The following is a 13611-nucleotide window of genomic DNA, read 5'->3' as shown; positions in this document are numbered from 1 at the left end:
ACCGGTCCTGGCTGGTCATCGGCATGCTCAGCGGCACCTCCTACGACGCGGTGGACGCCGCCGTCGGGGAGATCGCGTTCGCCGGCCCGGACCTCGTGCTGCGCCCGCTCGGGCTGCACACCGAGCCCTATCCGGCCGGCCTGCGTGCCGAGCTCACCGCCTGCCTGCCGCCGGCCGCCACCACGCTGGAGGCCGTCTGCCGCCTGGACACGGGGCTGGGGAGGTTCTTCGGGGAGGTCGCGGCGCGGGCCGACCAGGCACTGGCCGGCGGCCACGCGGATCTCGTCGTCTCGCACGGCCAGACCGTCTACCACTGGGTGGCGGACGGGCACGCGCTCGGCACGCTCCAGCTCGGCGGCGCCGCCTGGATCGCCGAGGCCACCGGGCTGCCCGTCGTCTCCGACCTGCGCACCCGGGACATCGCCCGCGGCGGGCAGGGCGCCCCGCTGGCCGCGATGCTCGACTCGCTCCTGCTGCTCGGCGGAAACGGGGACGGGAACGGCGGCGTGGTGCGCGGGGCGCTCAACCTCGGCGGCATCGCGAACATCACCGTCGCCGGTCCCGGGGGCGAGGTGCTGGCGTACGACCTCGGCCCGGCCAACGCCCTCATCGACGCCGCCGTCACCGAGGCGACCGGGGGAGCGGAGCGCATGGACACCGACGGCGCCCGGGCGGCGCGCGGCCGGGTGGACCGGGAGCTGCTGGCCGGGCTGCTCGCCGAGCCCTACTACCGCCTGCCACCGCCCAAGTCCACGGGCAAGGAGCTGTTCCACGCGGCCTATCTGCGCGACCGGCTGGCCGAGCTGGACCGCCGCCCGTCCGCCGACGACCTCGTGGCCACCCTCACCGAGCTGACCGCGGAACTGGTGGCCGCCGCCTGCCGGACGCACGGGCTGAGCGAACTCGTCGTCTCGGGCGGCGGCGTGCGCAACCCGGCGCTGATGGACCGCCTCGGGGCGCTCGCGGCTCCGGTGCGCCTGGTGCGCCCCGAGAAGTTCGGGCTGCCCGCCCAGGCCAAGGAGGCGTATCTGTTCGCCCTGTTGGGCTTTCTCACCGTGCACGGGCTGGCCGGCGCCATTCCCTCGGCCACCGGCGCCCGTTCCGGCGCGGTGCTCGGCTCCCTCACCCCGGGCGCGGGCCCGCTGCGGCTGCCCGAGCCGCACCCCGGCCCGCCGCCGCGGCGGCTGGTGATCGAGCGCTGATCGCGGGCGATCGCGCGGTGACCGGCCGGGGCCGCGGTCAGACGGCCTCCGGAAGCCGCTCGGGGGGTCCGGGCCTGGCGTAGTACCAGCCCTGCGCGGAGTCGCAGCCCAGCTCCCGGAGCTGCTCGGCCTGCGCGGAGGTCTCCACGCCCTCCACGGTGACGGACAACTGGAGCGTGTGGGCCAGCGAGACGATGCCCTCCACGATCTTCAGATCGACGGGGTCGGCGGGGTCGCGCTGGAGGCCCTGGGTGAAGGAACGGTCGAGCTTGAGGGTGCTCGCGGGCAGCCGCCGCAGGTTGGCCAGGTTGGAGTACCCGGTGCCGAAGTCGTCCAGCGCGATGCCCACGCCCAGCTCGGCCAGCTCCCGCAACGGCCGCAGCTCGTTCTCGTCGGCCCGGATCATCGCCGTCTCGGTGACCTCCAGGCACAGCGAACTCGGCTCCAGCCCGGCCTCCTCCAGCACCGCGACCGTGTCCTCGACGAGCTCGGGGTGGTGGAGCTGGCGCGGCGACAGGTTGACGTTGACCTTCAGCGGCCGGGCGCCCCCTATGCCGCGCACCTGCCACTGGCACGCCTGGCGCACGGCCTCCTGGAGCACCCAGCGGCCCAGCGGGACGATCAGCCCGGTGTGCTCGGCCAGCGGGATGAACCGGTCCGGCCCGAGCACGCCGTGCCGCGGGTGGCTCCACCGCACCAGCGCCTCGGCGCCCTCCAGGCTGCCGTCCTCCATCTTCACCAGCGGCTGGTACTCGATGAAGAACTCGCAGCCCTTCAGCGCCGCGGGCAGATGGTGGGTGAGGTGGTGGCGGCTGATGGCCCGGGCGTCGGAGTCGGGGTCGGCCAGCGCGTAACGGTTGCCGCCCTCGGCCTTGGCGCGGTACATCGTGATGTCCGCGCTGCGCAGCACCTCGGCCGAGGTCAGATGCCGCGTGGCGCCCTCGACGATGCCGATGCTGGCGCGGACCATGAGCTCCCGGCCGCCGACCTCCACGGGCACGGCCAGCGCCTCCAGCGCCCGGCGCGCCAGCCCGGTGACGGTGTCCGGCGTGGCCGGGTCGATGACCAGCGCGACGAACTCGTCCCCCCCCTATGCGGGCGAGCATCTGCCCCGGGCCCGAGGCGCAGCCCTGCAGCCGCTCCGCAACCGCGATCAGCAACTGGTCGCCGACGGCGTGGCCGAGGCTGTCGTTGACCGCCTTGAAGCCGTCCAGGTCCAGGTAGCACAGCCCGATCCGGGACGGGCCCGAGCCGGGTGCGAGCGCCTGCTCCAGCCGCTCGAAGAAGAGCGAGCGGTTGGGCAGATCGGTCAGGGCGTCGTGGGTCGCCTGGTAGCGCAGCCGGAGGTTGAGCAGGCGCCGCTCGGAGACGTCCTCCATCATCGCCAGCATGTAGCGCGGCTCGCCCCCGGCGTCGCGCAGCAGCGAGACCGTCAGATTGGTCCACAGCATGGTGCCGTCGGACCGGGCGTAGGACTTCTCGACCTGGTAGTGCTCGCGCTCGCCGCGCATCAGCTCCTGCTGCATGCGCGTCACCTCGGGGGAGTTCTCCGAGCGCGCCCAGTCCAGGATGTTCCGGCTGCGCACCTGGAACTCGGAGCCGCCGAACATCTGGGCGAGCGCGTCGTTGATGTCCAGGATGTTGCCGCCCATGTCGGCGATGCCGATGCCGAGCGGCGCGTCCTTGAACACCGCCCGGAACCGCGTCTCGCTCTCGTGCAGCGCGAGGGCCATCTCCGTCTGCGCGGCCAGCGCGGCTCGCGAAAGGGCCTCCTGCTCGGTGCGGGTGCGCTCCTGAAGGGCCTTGGCGAAGCCCGCGGAGAGGGCGTGCTGGAGCCGGGTGCAGCGGCTGCGGGCCTCCTCGGCCGGCACCGCGGCCGGGTCCGCGCAGTGCCGTACCAGCTCGGAGTCCAGGACGCCGAGGATGCCCGGCAGCGCCTCCGGCGCGGTGCAGTGGGCCGCGACCAGCGTCTCGCCGGCCTCGCGCGCCGGGGTGGCGTCGAAGCCCGGCGCGTTCAGCGCGTCGGCGAGCTGGCGGGTGAGCCGCAGCAGCAGCGCCTCGAACTCCGGTCTGGTCAGCGAGGTGGCGGTGGTCGGATAGACGGCCCGGCACCACAGCGCGGCGAACTGCCGCACACCGTCGGGCGGCTCCGCGCTGCCGTCGGTGTCGAGATGGCCGGCCGGCCCCGATGGCGACGATGTCACGCTGTGCGTCCTACTCCCGCGAAGCCGCTGTACACGATGGGATCCTCCTCGTCGAGCGGGCCGTCGGGCCGCCAGTCGGGCAACGGGACCAGGCCGGGCTCGACCAGCTCGAACCCCTCGAAGAACCGGGCGATTTCGGCGCTGGAGCGCATCACCAGGGTCGAGCCGCCCCTGCGGTACACGTCCGAGATGCGGTCGCCCTGCTCCACCGTGGCCGGGCCGCGCTCGACGGACGCGTGCGTGAGGACGAGCAGGCTGCCCGGGGCGAGGGCGTCGCGCAGCTCCGCGACGTGCTCGTGCGGCTTCTCGTCGTTGTCCAGGAAATGCAGCAGGGCGACGAGCAGCAGCGCCACCGGGCGTTCGAGGTCGAGCAGCCGTGTCACCGGCTCGCTGCCCAGAATGCTGGCCGGACTGCGGAAATCGGCCGCGACGATGTCGGCGCGGTCGTCTCCCGCCAGCACGGCCCGACTGTGGGCCACGGCCACGGGGTCGTTGTCCACATACACGACGCGAGCCCCGTCGCCGGCGTCGCGTGCTATCTCGTGGACATTCCCGAAGGTGGGAATGCCCGAACCGATGTCCAGGAACTGAGTGACGCCCTGCGCCATGGCGTAGCGCACCGCGCGGCGCATGAACGCGCGATTCGCCTGCATGATCTTGGGGAGCCCGGGAAACGCCTCGATGGCCCGGCGCGCCGCCGCCCGGTCCGCCTCGAAGTTGTGTGAACCGCCCAGGTAGTAGTCGTACATGCGGGCGACGCTGGGCACGGACAGGTCGATGCCCTGTGGTGCCCAGGCGGGTCGTTCCATCGACGTCTCCAATGTCCCCTGCATATGCGCGAATTGGCCCCAGACGGTCGAGAGTACTGACCCTGCGCCAGATCAGGGAAGGAAACGGAGGATCAACATCCTCCTTCGGGGTGGTTACCTGGGTATCTGTCCAGAATTGGGCCGCGGGAATCTCGCCACATCAAGCCAAACGCATGGCCGAATACCGCAAGGCGCTCAGATCGAGACGCCGTGCTGCCGGAGATAGGCCAGCGGATCGACGTCGGTGCCGAACGCCTCGCCGGTCCGGATCTCGAAGTGCAGATGCGGGCCGGAGGAATTCCCCGTGGAGCCGGAGCGGCCGACGCGCTGGCCGCTGCTGACCGGTTGCCCGGCCGACACCGAGATCGCCGAGAGATGGGCGTACTGGCTGTACCTGCCGTCGGGGTGCCGGACGATGACCTCGTAGCCGAACGAGCCGGCCCAGCCCGCGGACACCACCTCGCCCGCGGCCACCGACCGCACCGAAGTGCCCGTGGGAACGGGGAAGTCCACCCCGGTGTGATAGCCGAGCGACCAGGAGCCGCCCGAGGCGTGGTACGCGGTGCCGGTGCCCGCGTCGACGGGGGCGGTGTAGGCCGGCGCCGCCGGGGCGGCGTCGGCGGGCTCCTCCGCGCGCTCGCCCTGCGGCTCTTCGGCCGGCTCCGCCTCCTCAGCGGGCTCCGGCTCCGGTTCCGGCTCGGGCTCCTGCTCCTCGCGCGGCTGTTCCTCAGGCTCCGGCTCGGACTCGGGCTCCGCCGCGGGGGCCTCGGTCACCGTCCCGCCCCCGGCGGGCGCCGTCAGCGTCAGCCGCTGACCGGGAAAGATCAGGTCCGGATCGCCGCCGACCGTCGCGCGGTTGAGCTCGTACAGGGACTGCCAGCCGCCCCGGACCTGCTCCGCCTCGGCGATCCCGGACAGCGTGTCACCGCGGACCACCTCGTAGAGGTCGCCGGACCGCGCCGACTCCCCGGCCTCGGCCGCCTCTTCCGTCTCCTCGGCGCGCGGCTGCTCCCGCGGCGCGGCGGCCGGGGTGATGTCGGGGGCCACCCCGTCCCGGGTCAGGCCGGCCCGGTCGGAGCACGCGGGCCAGGCGTCCGGGCCCTGCCCCTCCAGCACCTTCTCCGCGATGGCGATCTGCTGGTCGCGGGTGGCCAGATCGGCGCGCGGCGCGTACTCGGTGCCGCCGTACGCCTCCCATGTGCTCTGGAGGAACTGGAGGCCGCCGTAGAAGCCGTTGCCCGTGTTGATGTCCCACCGGCCGCTGCTCTCGCAGTCGGCGACCTCTTCCCACGTCTCCACCGGCGCGGCGCTCGCGCCGCTCGTCCCGATCAGCGGGAGCGCGAGGCCCGCGCCGCTCGCCGTGACGGTCAGCGAGGCCCGGGACACCGCGCTCGGCCGGTAACGGCGGTGTCGTCCACGAGTGGCCATGAGCGGATCCCTCCCCGAAACCGGCTGATGCCCTGCCCCGCGCCAGGTTATGTCCCGAACACGGGAGTTGTACGGCGGATCAACGATATGGGGGCGGAATCCGCTCGGCAAGGGAGCCTTCGGAGGGGTGAAAGCCGGGACGAACAAAAGCAGTTGCCGGGCATGGCCCCCCTTCGAACACAATGGAACCGGCGAAAGTCACCGCAGATATGACGGGGGATGAGAAGTCATGGCATTTACCGAACTGCCCGGTGCGCGGGTTCCCATCCGGATATGGGCCGACCCGGCGACAGTTGAGGACGCCGCGATGCGGCAGCTCCACAACGTGGCGGCGCTGCCGTGGATCCGCGGGCTCGCCGTGATGCCGGACGTGCACCACGGCAAGGGCGCCACCGTCGGTTCGGTGATCGCCATGGAGGGCGCGGTGTGCCCCGCCGCCGTCGGCGTGGACATCGGCTGCGGCATGTCGGCCGTGCGCACCTCCCTCACCGAGAACGACCTGCCCGGCGACCTGTCCCGGCTGCGTTCGCGGATCGAGGAGGCGATACCGGTCGGGTACGCGATGCACGGCGAGGCCGTCGACCCCGCCCGGGTGCCGGGCCTGCCGACCGCCGGGTGGGACGACTTCTGGTCCGGCTTCGGCGAGGTGACCCCGGCCGTCGCGCACCGCCGGGAGCGCGCGGTCCGGCAGATGGGCTCGCTCGGCGGGGGCAACCACTTCATCGAGGTGTGCCTCGACACCGACGGGGCCGTCTGGCTGCTGCTGCACTCCGGCTCGCGCAACATCGGCAAGGAGCTGGCCGAGTACCACATCGAGCGGGCGCGCGAACTGCCGCACAACCGGGGGCTGGTCGACCGGGACCTGGCCGTGTTCATCGCGGACACCCCGCAGATGGAGGCGTACCGGCACGACCTGTACTGGGCCCAGGAGTACGCCCGGCGCAACCGCGCGGTGATGATGGGGCTGCTCCAAAACCAGGTGCGCCGGGAGTTCCGCAAGGCGCGGCCGACCTTCGGGGAGGTCATCTCCTGCCACCACAACTATGTGGCCGAGGAGCGCTACGACGGGCTGGACCTGCTGGTCACCCGCAAGGGCGCGATCCGGGCGGGCAGCGGGGAGTACGGCATCATCCCCGGCTCGATGGGGACCGGTTCGTACATCGTGAAGGGCCTGGGCAACGAGGCGTCCTTCCGGTCGGCCTCGCACGGCGCGGGTCGGCGCATGAGCAGGAACGCGGCCAAGAAGCGCTTCACCGTCCAGGATCTGGTCGAGCAGACGCATGGCGTGGAGTGCCGCAAGGACGCGGGCGTGGTGGACGAGATCCCCGGCGCCTACAAGCCGATCGAGCAGGTGATGGACCGCCAGCGCGACCTCGTCGAGGTGGTGGCCAAGCTGCGGCAGGTGGTCTGCGTCAAGGGCTGACGGCACGGCGGAGGCGTCATGGGCAGGACGCCCGGCCGGTGTTACGTTCGTCGCGTTGGCCAGGCGACTACGCAGGGAGCCATGTATGGAAGCCTTGACCGATCTGGTCCCGCGCCCGGCCGGGGAGTTCGCCGTCGAGCCCCGGATCGCCTTCGACTCGGTGGAGCAGGCCGCCCACGCGGGTGACCGCTGTCCGATCAGTTGCGTGTGCATTACCTCGACGAACAACTGTCTGGCCACGGGGAACAGTTACCCGTTCGCCTGAGCGCTCCCTCGTGAGTGAGCACTCGGACGAGTGGGCCGGCGGCGGAGCCGGCGCGGGGCCCGGCTGGGACGGCGTGGAGCTGATCCGGCGGGCCCTGGCGGCGGCGCCCGGCGCCGGCCACTCCCTGCACGTCTCCGACTCGTGGATCACCGTCGTTCCCGCTGGTGTGCCGCTGGCCGAGCACGGTTGGAAGCTGCACATCTCGGCGCGCGCCGGCACATTTCCCCAACTGGCCGGCACCCTGCTGCCGTTCCTGCTGGCCGAGCGCTGCCACTTCAAGATCGTCCGCTCCGGGGCCGTGCTGACCCGGGTCAACAGCGGGCTGGCGGCCCCGGCGGCGGTCGGCAAGGCGGTGACCGTCTACCCGGACCCCGGCCGGGTGCGCGACCTCGGCCGGGCCCTGGCCCGGCTGCTGCGCGGCCACGAGGGGCCGCGCGTCCTCAGCGACCGCCGGGTCGCCGCCGACGCGCCCGTCTACTACCGCTACGGCCCGTTCGCGGCGCGCTGGTACGCGGGGGAGCGGGGCGGCCTCGGCATCCGGATCCCGGGTCCCGGCGGCGCGTGGTTCGACGCCGTGGCCTCCCTCGAATACCGCCAGCCGTCCTGGGTCGCCGACCCGTTCCGCGCCGCCGGGCCGGACGGCTCGGATAGCTCGGGCGGCTCGGCCGACCCGGTGGAGGAGCCGGTCGTCCTCGGCGGCCGGTACCGCCTGACCCGCGGCATCTACCGCGCCGCCCACGGCAACGTCTTCCGCGCCGAGGACACGGCGACGGGGCGGCGCGTCATCGTCAAACAGGCCCGCGCGCACGTCGCCGAGGGGCGCTCGGGTGACGCGCGCACCCGGCTGCGCAACGAGCGCCGGGTGCTCACCGCCTGCGCCGGCATCGAGGGCGTCCCCACGTTCCACGACCACTTCGCGCACGGGCCCGACGAGTTCCTGGTGACCGCCGACGTGGGCGCGCTGAACCTGCTGCACCACGTCCGCCTGAACGGCGCGCTGCCGCTCGGCACGGCCGACGCCCTCGGCGAGCCGCTGGCCGTCCGGCTCGCGGGCACCATCGCCGCGCTGCACGACCGCGGCGTGCTGATGCGCGACATCACCCCGCGGAACGTGGTGCTCGGCCCGGACCGCCCGTTCCTCGTCGACTTCGGCCTTGCCGCGCTCGACGGCCTCCAACTGCCCGGCGGCACCCCGGGGTTCGCGCCGCCCGGCCAACTGCGCGGCGAGCCGCCCGGCCCGGCCGACGACTGCTTCGCGTTCGGCATGACGCTCGGCTACGCGGCCACCGGGATGCTGCCGCTGACCGGCGTCACCGACCGCGAACTGGCGCGCCGGCGCATGCTCCAGGCGCTGACGGCCGTGCCGCCCGCCGTCGTCGAGACGATCGACGGGCTGCTGAGTCCGAACGAGGCGCGCGCCACCGGCACCCTGCGCGCTTTCGCGGCGGGCCGCCGCCCGCCCGCCGCGAACGGCCCACTCGCCCGGCCGCTCGCGCCCGAGCCTCCGGACGAGCCCGCCGCCCTGCTGGAGGAGCGCGTGCTGTCCCTGATCCTGTCGGCCGTCGACCGGCACCAGCTCGACGGCGACGAGGCGGCCATCGGCGCGGTGGACGCCAGCGTCCACACCGGCAGCGCCGGCCTCGGGCTGGCGCTGCTGCGGCATCGCGAACGGCCGGGCGTGCCGCGGGTGCTGCGCCGGCTGATCGGCCACGCCCGGGACGCCACGCGGAAAGTGGCGCTCGCCGAGGGGCTGTTCGCGGGCAGCACCGGCATCGAGCTGTTCCTCGCCCGGGCCCGGGCGGCCGGGTTCGACGCCGGGGAGGTGGCCCCGGCCGGGGCGCCCGAGCCGCAGGACGACGTCTTCAGTGGCGCCGCCGGGGTGGGGCTCGGCCAGTTGCTGCTGGCCGAGGTCTCCGACGACCCGGCCGAGCGGCTCGCGTTCGCCCGCGGTGAGGCGGAGGTGCTGATGGCCCGGTCCGAGCCGCTGCTCGGCGTCGGCGACGCGGGGCTGCCGCCGGGCGCGGGGGTCGCTCCGTCGTTCGGCTACGCGCACGGGCTGTCCGGCATCGTGGACTTCCTGGTCGGGCTCGCCGCGGTGACCGGCGATCCGGACGTGGCCCGGGCCGCGCTGGACCGGTCCCGGCGGCTGGCCCGCCGCGCACGGCAACTGGCCGCCGCCGCGGGCGCGCCCTCCGCCGTGCCGATCGCCGCCTCCTGGTGCCAGGGACTGGCGGGCGCGGCGCGCGCGTTGCAGCACGCGGGCGTGGTGCTGGACGAGCCGGAGTGCGTCCGGGCCGCCGCGGTGGCGGGCGACGCCTGCGTCCGGTGGATCCCCCGCATGGAGAACCTGTCGCAGTGCTGCGGGGTCTGCGGGGTGGGCAGCGCGCTGCTGGATCTGGCCGACAGCGGCGGCGGGGAGAAGTACCGGGCGGCGGCCGGGCGGGTGGCGCGCCACCTGATGGTGCGCAGTCACGGCCCGGACGACGCGCCCGAACTCATCGCGCTCACCGGCCAGGACGCCCCGCTGTCGTTCGGCATGGGCTACGCGGGCGTTCTGGCCTTTCTGTACGGGCTCAGGTCTCCCGGCGCGCCAGATGTGCTGGCCGCTGTGGTGACACCGGCCGCGCGCCCGTAGCCTCCGGGGCGCTCGCGGGCGGCTCCTCGTCCGCCGCCGCGCGGTCCGGGGCGGGCGCCCGGCCGAGGCGCGGCGGGCGGAGCACGACCAGGATGACCGCGAGGATCGCGCAGGCCACCAGGCCGTCCATCCAGTAGTGGTGGGCGGTGGCGACGACGGCGACCAGGGTGATGAGGGGGTGCAGCAGCCACAGCCAGCGCAGCCTGCCGCGGGTCGCCATGATCAGGGCGACGGCGATGAACACGGCCCAGCCGACGTGCAGCGAGGGCATGGCCGCGAACTGGTTGGCCATGGAGTCCGGTTTGGGTTTTCCGTAGACGGCGGGGCCGTAGAGCACGCCGGTGTCGACCATGCGGGTCGCGCGGAAGAGCCGGGGCGGGGCGAGGGGTACCAGCAGATGCAGCACGAGCGCGGCCCCGGTCAGCCAGGTGAGCACCCAGCGCACCCAGACATAGTGGCCGGGCCGCCGCCAGTACATCCAGACGAGAAAAAGGACCATGGCGGGGAAGTGCACCGTGGCGTAGTACACGTTGATGCCGCGAATGAGGATTTCGCTGTGCATCAGCAGGTCCTGCACCCGTGCCTCGCTGGGCAGATGAAGGGTGCGCTCCAGGCTCCAGATCCATTCGGCGTTGTCGTGGGCGTCCGCGAACTGCCCGTTGGCCGCCCGTCTGCCGAACTTGTACGCCATATACAGGGCGATGACGAGTGGCAGTTCACGGATGAGCGGCGGCCGGGAGGCGGTGGCGGACCGCTCCCGGTTCGGCTTGGTAAGGGCTCGCTTCAGCACACGAGTGCTTGGCATAGGCAGTATTCCCGAATGGCAGGGTCGGCTGATCGCGGTCTGGAAGCGGAACCCCTTTCCGTTCACGCTTCGATCTTCTGTTCCCCGCCCCGAGTTTACGTTGCTCCTTCCCGGCGGGGCACCGCACACACCGGAACCACGCGATCCCGAACGTTTTCGGGCCGGGCGGTGGAACGGCCGGGCCAGCACCTCGACGGGGGTCGCGCGGGGGGCCGGAACCAGACCCCAGGTGTGCCGGAGGTCCCGAAGTGCGTGCCGCTTCCCACCAGCACGACGCGGGCGGGGGCGGCCGGGGTGCCGGTGGCCCGGGTCTTCCGGGGGGCAGGCCCAGCGCGCCGGTGATGACCCGGTCGCGCAGCCGGGGCGGCGGCTTGGCCGGCACGCCGACGCGGCCGGCGTCGCCCCACCGAGTACCCGATCTTGGGCTTCCGCGCCTCGACGACCGTGACGATGGCCTTGGCCACGGCGTCCACCGGTCCCTGCTTGTTCTTCGCGATGGTCTCCTCGAAGCTCCGCAGCCGGGCGGCGTAGAGGGCGGTCAGCTCCGGATCGGCGTCGTTCAGCGCGGCGCGCGCGGCCGGCTCCGCCTTGGCGGAGATCGGGTCTCGGTGGTCCCGGACTCGACCAGGGTGACCGCTGTGCCGAACGGCGCCAGCTCGATGCGCGGCGCGCGGGCCGACGACTCGTCCGTGACGTCCATCGGGACCTGGTGGACCCCGTCGAGCCGGGCCAGCTCGGACCCTGCCCGCGTTTGCGAATCATCATTCGCATTGTCATGGGCTGTCATGATGGCGCCCCGGGGCGGGGCGGACACGGAGAACAGGAGGTGGATGACGTGGCGCACGAGGCTCGGCCGCGACGGAAGCGGCAGGCCCGCGGTGAGCAGCGGATGGCCCAGATCCTCGACGCGGCGGCGACGGTCTTCGCGGAGCACGGCTACGAGGCGGCGACCACCATCAAGATCTCGGCCGAGGCCGGGATCTCCCCCGGCTCGCTCTACCAGTTCTTCCCGAACAAGGAGGCCATCGCCGAGGCGCTGGCCCTTCGTTTCGTCGCCGACCTCGGCGCCGCGCACGACGAGGCGTTCAGCGGTGTGGACCTCGCGGGCCTGGGCCTCGACGAGTTCATCGACCGGATCGTGGATCCGCTGATCGCCTTCAACATCGCCAACCCCGGCTTCAAGGCGCTCTTCGCCAGGACCGATCAGCCGGCCGGCCTCAGCTCCGCCGCCGAACCGCTGGAGCGGGCGGTGATGGGGCGGGTGGTGGGCGTCGTCGTGGAGCGCGCCGGTCGGCTGACGCCCGCCGAGGCCACCCTCGCCGCCCACGTCGGCGGCCAGGTCTTCAAGGCGCTGATCCCCATGGTCGTGGCCGCCGCCGAGGGAGGCGAACGGGAGGCCGTGATCGGGGAGTTGAAGAAGGTGCTGCGCGGGTACTTCGGGCAGGTCCTGGACCCCTGATCACGGCTTTGTCCTCACTGCGGGAAAAGTTCCAGCGATCCGTGCAGAACTTCTTCCCAGGCCGCCGGGCCGCTGCTACATTCCCCACCCAGGCCGACGCGGATCCCGTGCCGGCGCCCGATGCCGACGGGGGCGGGAGGGACAGCGTGAGGCGGATGACGGCTCGGCCCGGGAACGCGCACCAGGCGCGGCTGCTTCGGCTGCTGCGCGATGGCGGCCCCAGTTCCCGTGCCCAGCTCGGCGACCGCATCGAGCTCTCCCGGTCCAAGCTCGCCGTGGAGATCGACCGGCTCCTGGAGACGGGGCTGGTCGTGGGCGACGGGTTCGCCGCCTCCCGCGGCGGACGCCGGTCGCACAATGTGCGGCTCGCGCCCCAACTGCGTTTCCTCGGCGTCGACATCGGCGCCACGTCCATCGATGTCGCGGTCACCGGCCCCGAGTTGGAGATCCTGGGGCACCTCACCGAGCCGATGGACGTGCGCGAGGGGCCGGTCGCCGTCTGCGAACAGGTGCTGGCGATGGCCGCCAAGCTCCGCGACGCCGGGCTCGCCGACCACTTCGACGGCGCCGGCATCGGCGTCCCGGGCCCCGTCCGCTTCCCCGACGGGGTCCCGGTGGCGCCACCCATCATGCCGGGCTGGGACGGCTTCCCGGTCCGCGAGGCACTCGGCCAGGAGCTGGGCTGCCCGGTCATGGTGGACAACGACGTGAACCTGATGGCGCTGGGCGAACAGCACGCCGGAGTCGCCCACTCCGTCCAGGACTTCATCTGCGTCAAGATCGGCACCGGCATCGGCTGCGGCATCGTCGCGGACGGCAAGGTCCACCGGGGCGCCACCGGCAGCGCCGGGGACATCGGCCACATCCGGGTCGAGGCCGACGGCCGCCAGTGCCCCTGCGGCAACCGGGGCTGTCTGGAGGCGTACTTCGGCGGCGCCGCGCTCGCCCGGGACGCCGAGGCCGCCGCCCGCGACGGCCGCTCCCCCGAACTCGCCGCCCGCCTCACGGCCACCGGCGCCCTCACGGCCGCGGACGTGGCCAGTGCGGCGGCGGCCGGTGACGTGGCCTCGCTCGACCTCATCCGGCACGGCGGGAGCCGCACCGGCCAGGTCATCGCCGGCCTCGTCAGCTTCTTCAACCCCGCGCTGGTGGTGATAGGCGGTGGCGTCACCGGCCTCGGGCACACCCTTCTCGCCGCCATCCGCACCCAGGTCTACCGCCAGTCCCTGCCCCTGGCCACCGGCAACCTCCCCATCGTTCTCGGCGAACTCGGTCCCGTCGCCGGTGTCACCGGCGCGGCCCGCCTGATCAGCGACCACCTCTTCAGCTACTCCCCGACCTGACCCGACCGAGGGCGCCCGCCCTCCCGTTCCGGCCGCCG

General features: G+C 73.3%; 9 protein-coding genes and 1 pseudogene. 6 read left to right on the top strand and 4 right to left on the bottom strand.

Annotated elements, in window-relative coordinates:
• Window positions 1-23 precede the first annotated feature (23 nt).
• Window positions 24-1202, top strand: coding sequence for an anhydro-N-acetylmuramic acid kinase (locus tag RM590_RS17030; RefSeq protein ID WP_311705572.1), 1179 nt, complete (start codon window positions 24-26; stop codon window positions 1200-1202).
• Between the two features lie 37 nt (window positions 1203-1239).
• On the opposite strand, the pseudogene RM590_RS17025 reads toward RM590_RS17030, so the two are convergent.
• The 3 genes and pseudogenes from RM590_RS17025 to RM590_RS17015 form a co-directional block, all read right to left on the bottom strand.
• A pseudogene (locus tag RM590_RS17025) lies at window positions 1240-3406 on the bottom strand (putative bifunctional diguanylate cyclase/phosphodiesterase).
• Window positions 3403-4215 carry an SAM-dependent methyltransferase gene (locus tag RM590_RS17020; protein WP_311705441.1) on the bottom strand — a complete coding sequence of 271 codons (813 nt, stop codon included), beginning with the start codon at window positions 4213-4215 and terminating at the stop codon, window positions 3403-3405. Before RM590_RS17020 ends, RM590_RS17025 begins: the two are co-directional and overlap by 4 nt.
• A gap of 195 nt (window positions 4216-4410) precedes the next feature.
• Window positions 4411-5643: a transglycosylase family protein gene (locus RM590_RS17015; RefSeq protein WP_311705440.1), complete on the bottom strand. Its 1233-nt coding sequence runs from the start codon at window positions 5641-5643 to the stop codon at window positions 4411-4413.
• 229 nt (window positions 5644-5872) lie between these two features.
• Between RM590_RS17015 and RM590_RS17010 the strand changes: the two genes are divergently transcribed.
• The 3 genes from RM590_RS17010 to RM590_RS17000 all read left to right on the top strand — a co-directional run bounded on the left by RM590_RS17010 (window position 5873) and on the right by RM590_RS17000 (window position 9966).
• Window positions 5873-7066, top strand: coding sequence for an RtcB family protein (locus RM590_RS17010; RefSeq protein WP_311705439.1), 1194 nt, complete (start codon window positions 5873-5875; stop codon window positions 7064-7066).
• Between the two features lie 85 nt (window positions 7067-7151).
• Entirely contained in the window at window positions 7152-7331 is a 180-nt protein-coding gene (locus tag RM590_RS17005) for a hypothetical protein (protein ID WP_311705438.1), read from the top strand.
• A 10-nt stretch (window positions 7332-7341) separates the two neighbouring features.
• Complete coding sequence (locus tag RM590_RS17000; protein ID WP_311705437.1) at window positions 7342-9966, top strand: class III lanthionine synthetase LanKC N-terminal domain-containing protein; 2625 nt, start codon at window positions 7342-7344, stop codon at window positions 9964-9966.
• Here the strand turns inward: RM590_RS17000 and RM590_RS16995 are convergent.
• Window positions 9905-10771 (bottom strand): phosphatase PAP2 family protein, encoded by an 867-nt coding sequence (locus tag RM590_RS16995; RefSeq protein ID WP_311705436.1) that lies wholly within the window; start codon window positions 10769-10771, stop codon window positions 9905-9907. The two genes, RM590_RS17000 and RM590_RS16995, sit on opposite strands and share 62 nt — an antisense overlap.
• Before the next feature lie 835 nt (window positions 10772-11606).
• Here RM590_RS16995 and RM590_RS16990 point away from each other — a divergent pair.
• Window positions 11607-12230 carry a TetR/AcrR family transcriptional regulator gene (locus RM590_RS16990; protein ID WP_311705435.1) on the top strand — a complete coding sequence of 208 codons (624 nt, stop codon included), beginning with the start codon at window positions 11607-11609 and terminating at the stop codon, window positions 12228-12230.
• 155 nt (window positions 12231-12385) lie between these two features.
• Window positions 12386-13573: an ROK family transcriptional regulator gene (locus RM590_RS16985; RefSeq protein ID WP_311705434.1), complete on the top strand. Its 1188-nt coding sequence runs from the start codon at window positions 12386-12388 to the stop codon at window positions 13571-13573.
• The last annotated feature ends 38 nt before the right edge of the window (window positions 13574-13611 follow it).

The organism is Streptomyces litchfieldiae (assembly GCF_031845365.1).
Classification (GTDB): Bacteria; Actinomycetota; Actinomycetes; order Streptomycetales; family Streptomycetaceae; genus Streptomyces; species Streptomyces litchfieldiae.
This window is presented reverse-complemented; position numbering and strand designations above follow the sequence as displayed.

Excerpts from the sequence above, each read along its gene's own strand:
- RM590_RS17015 (WP_311705440.1), bottom strand. The coding sequence starts at position 5,643 with ATGGCCACTCGTGGACGACACCGCCGTTACCGGCCGAGCGCGGTGTCC.
- RM590_RS17030 (WP_311705572.1), top strand. The coding sequence starts at position 24 with ATGCTCAGCGGCACCTCCTACGACGCGGTGGACGCCGCCGTCGGGGAG.
- RM590_RS16985 (WP_311705434.1), top strand. The coding sequence starts at position 12,386 with ATGACGGCTCGGCCCGGGAACGCGCACCAGGCGCGGCTGCTTCGGCTG.
- RM590_RS17005 (WP_311705438.1), top strand. The coding sequence starts at position 7,152 with ATGGAAGCCTTGACCGATCTGGTCCCGCGCCCGGCCGGGGAGTTCGCC.
- RM590_RS16995 (WP_311705436.1), bottom strand. The coding sequence starts at position 10,771 with ATGCCAAGCACTCGTGTGCTGAAGCGAGCCCTTACCAAGCCGAACCGG.
- RM590_RS17010 (WP_311705439.1), top strand. The coding sequence starts at position 5,873 with ATGGCATTTACCGAACTGCCCGGTGCGCGGGTTCCCATCCGGATATGG.
- RM590_RS17020 (WP_311705441.1), bottom strand. The coding sequence starts at position 4,215 with ATGGAACGACCCGCCTGGGCACCACAGGGCATCGACCTGTCCGTGCCC.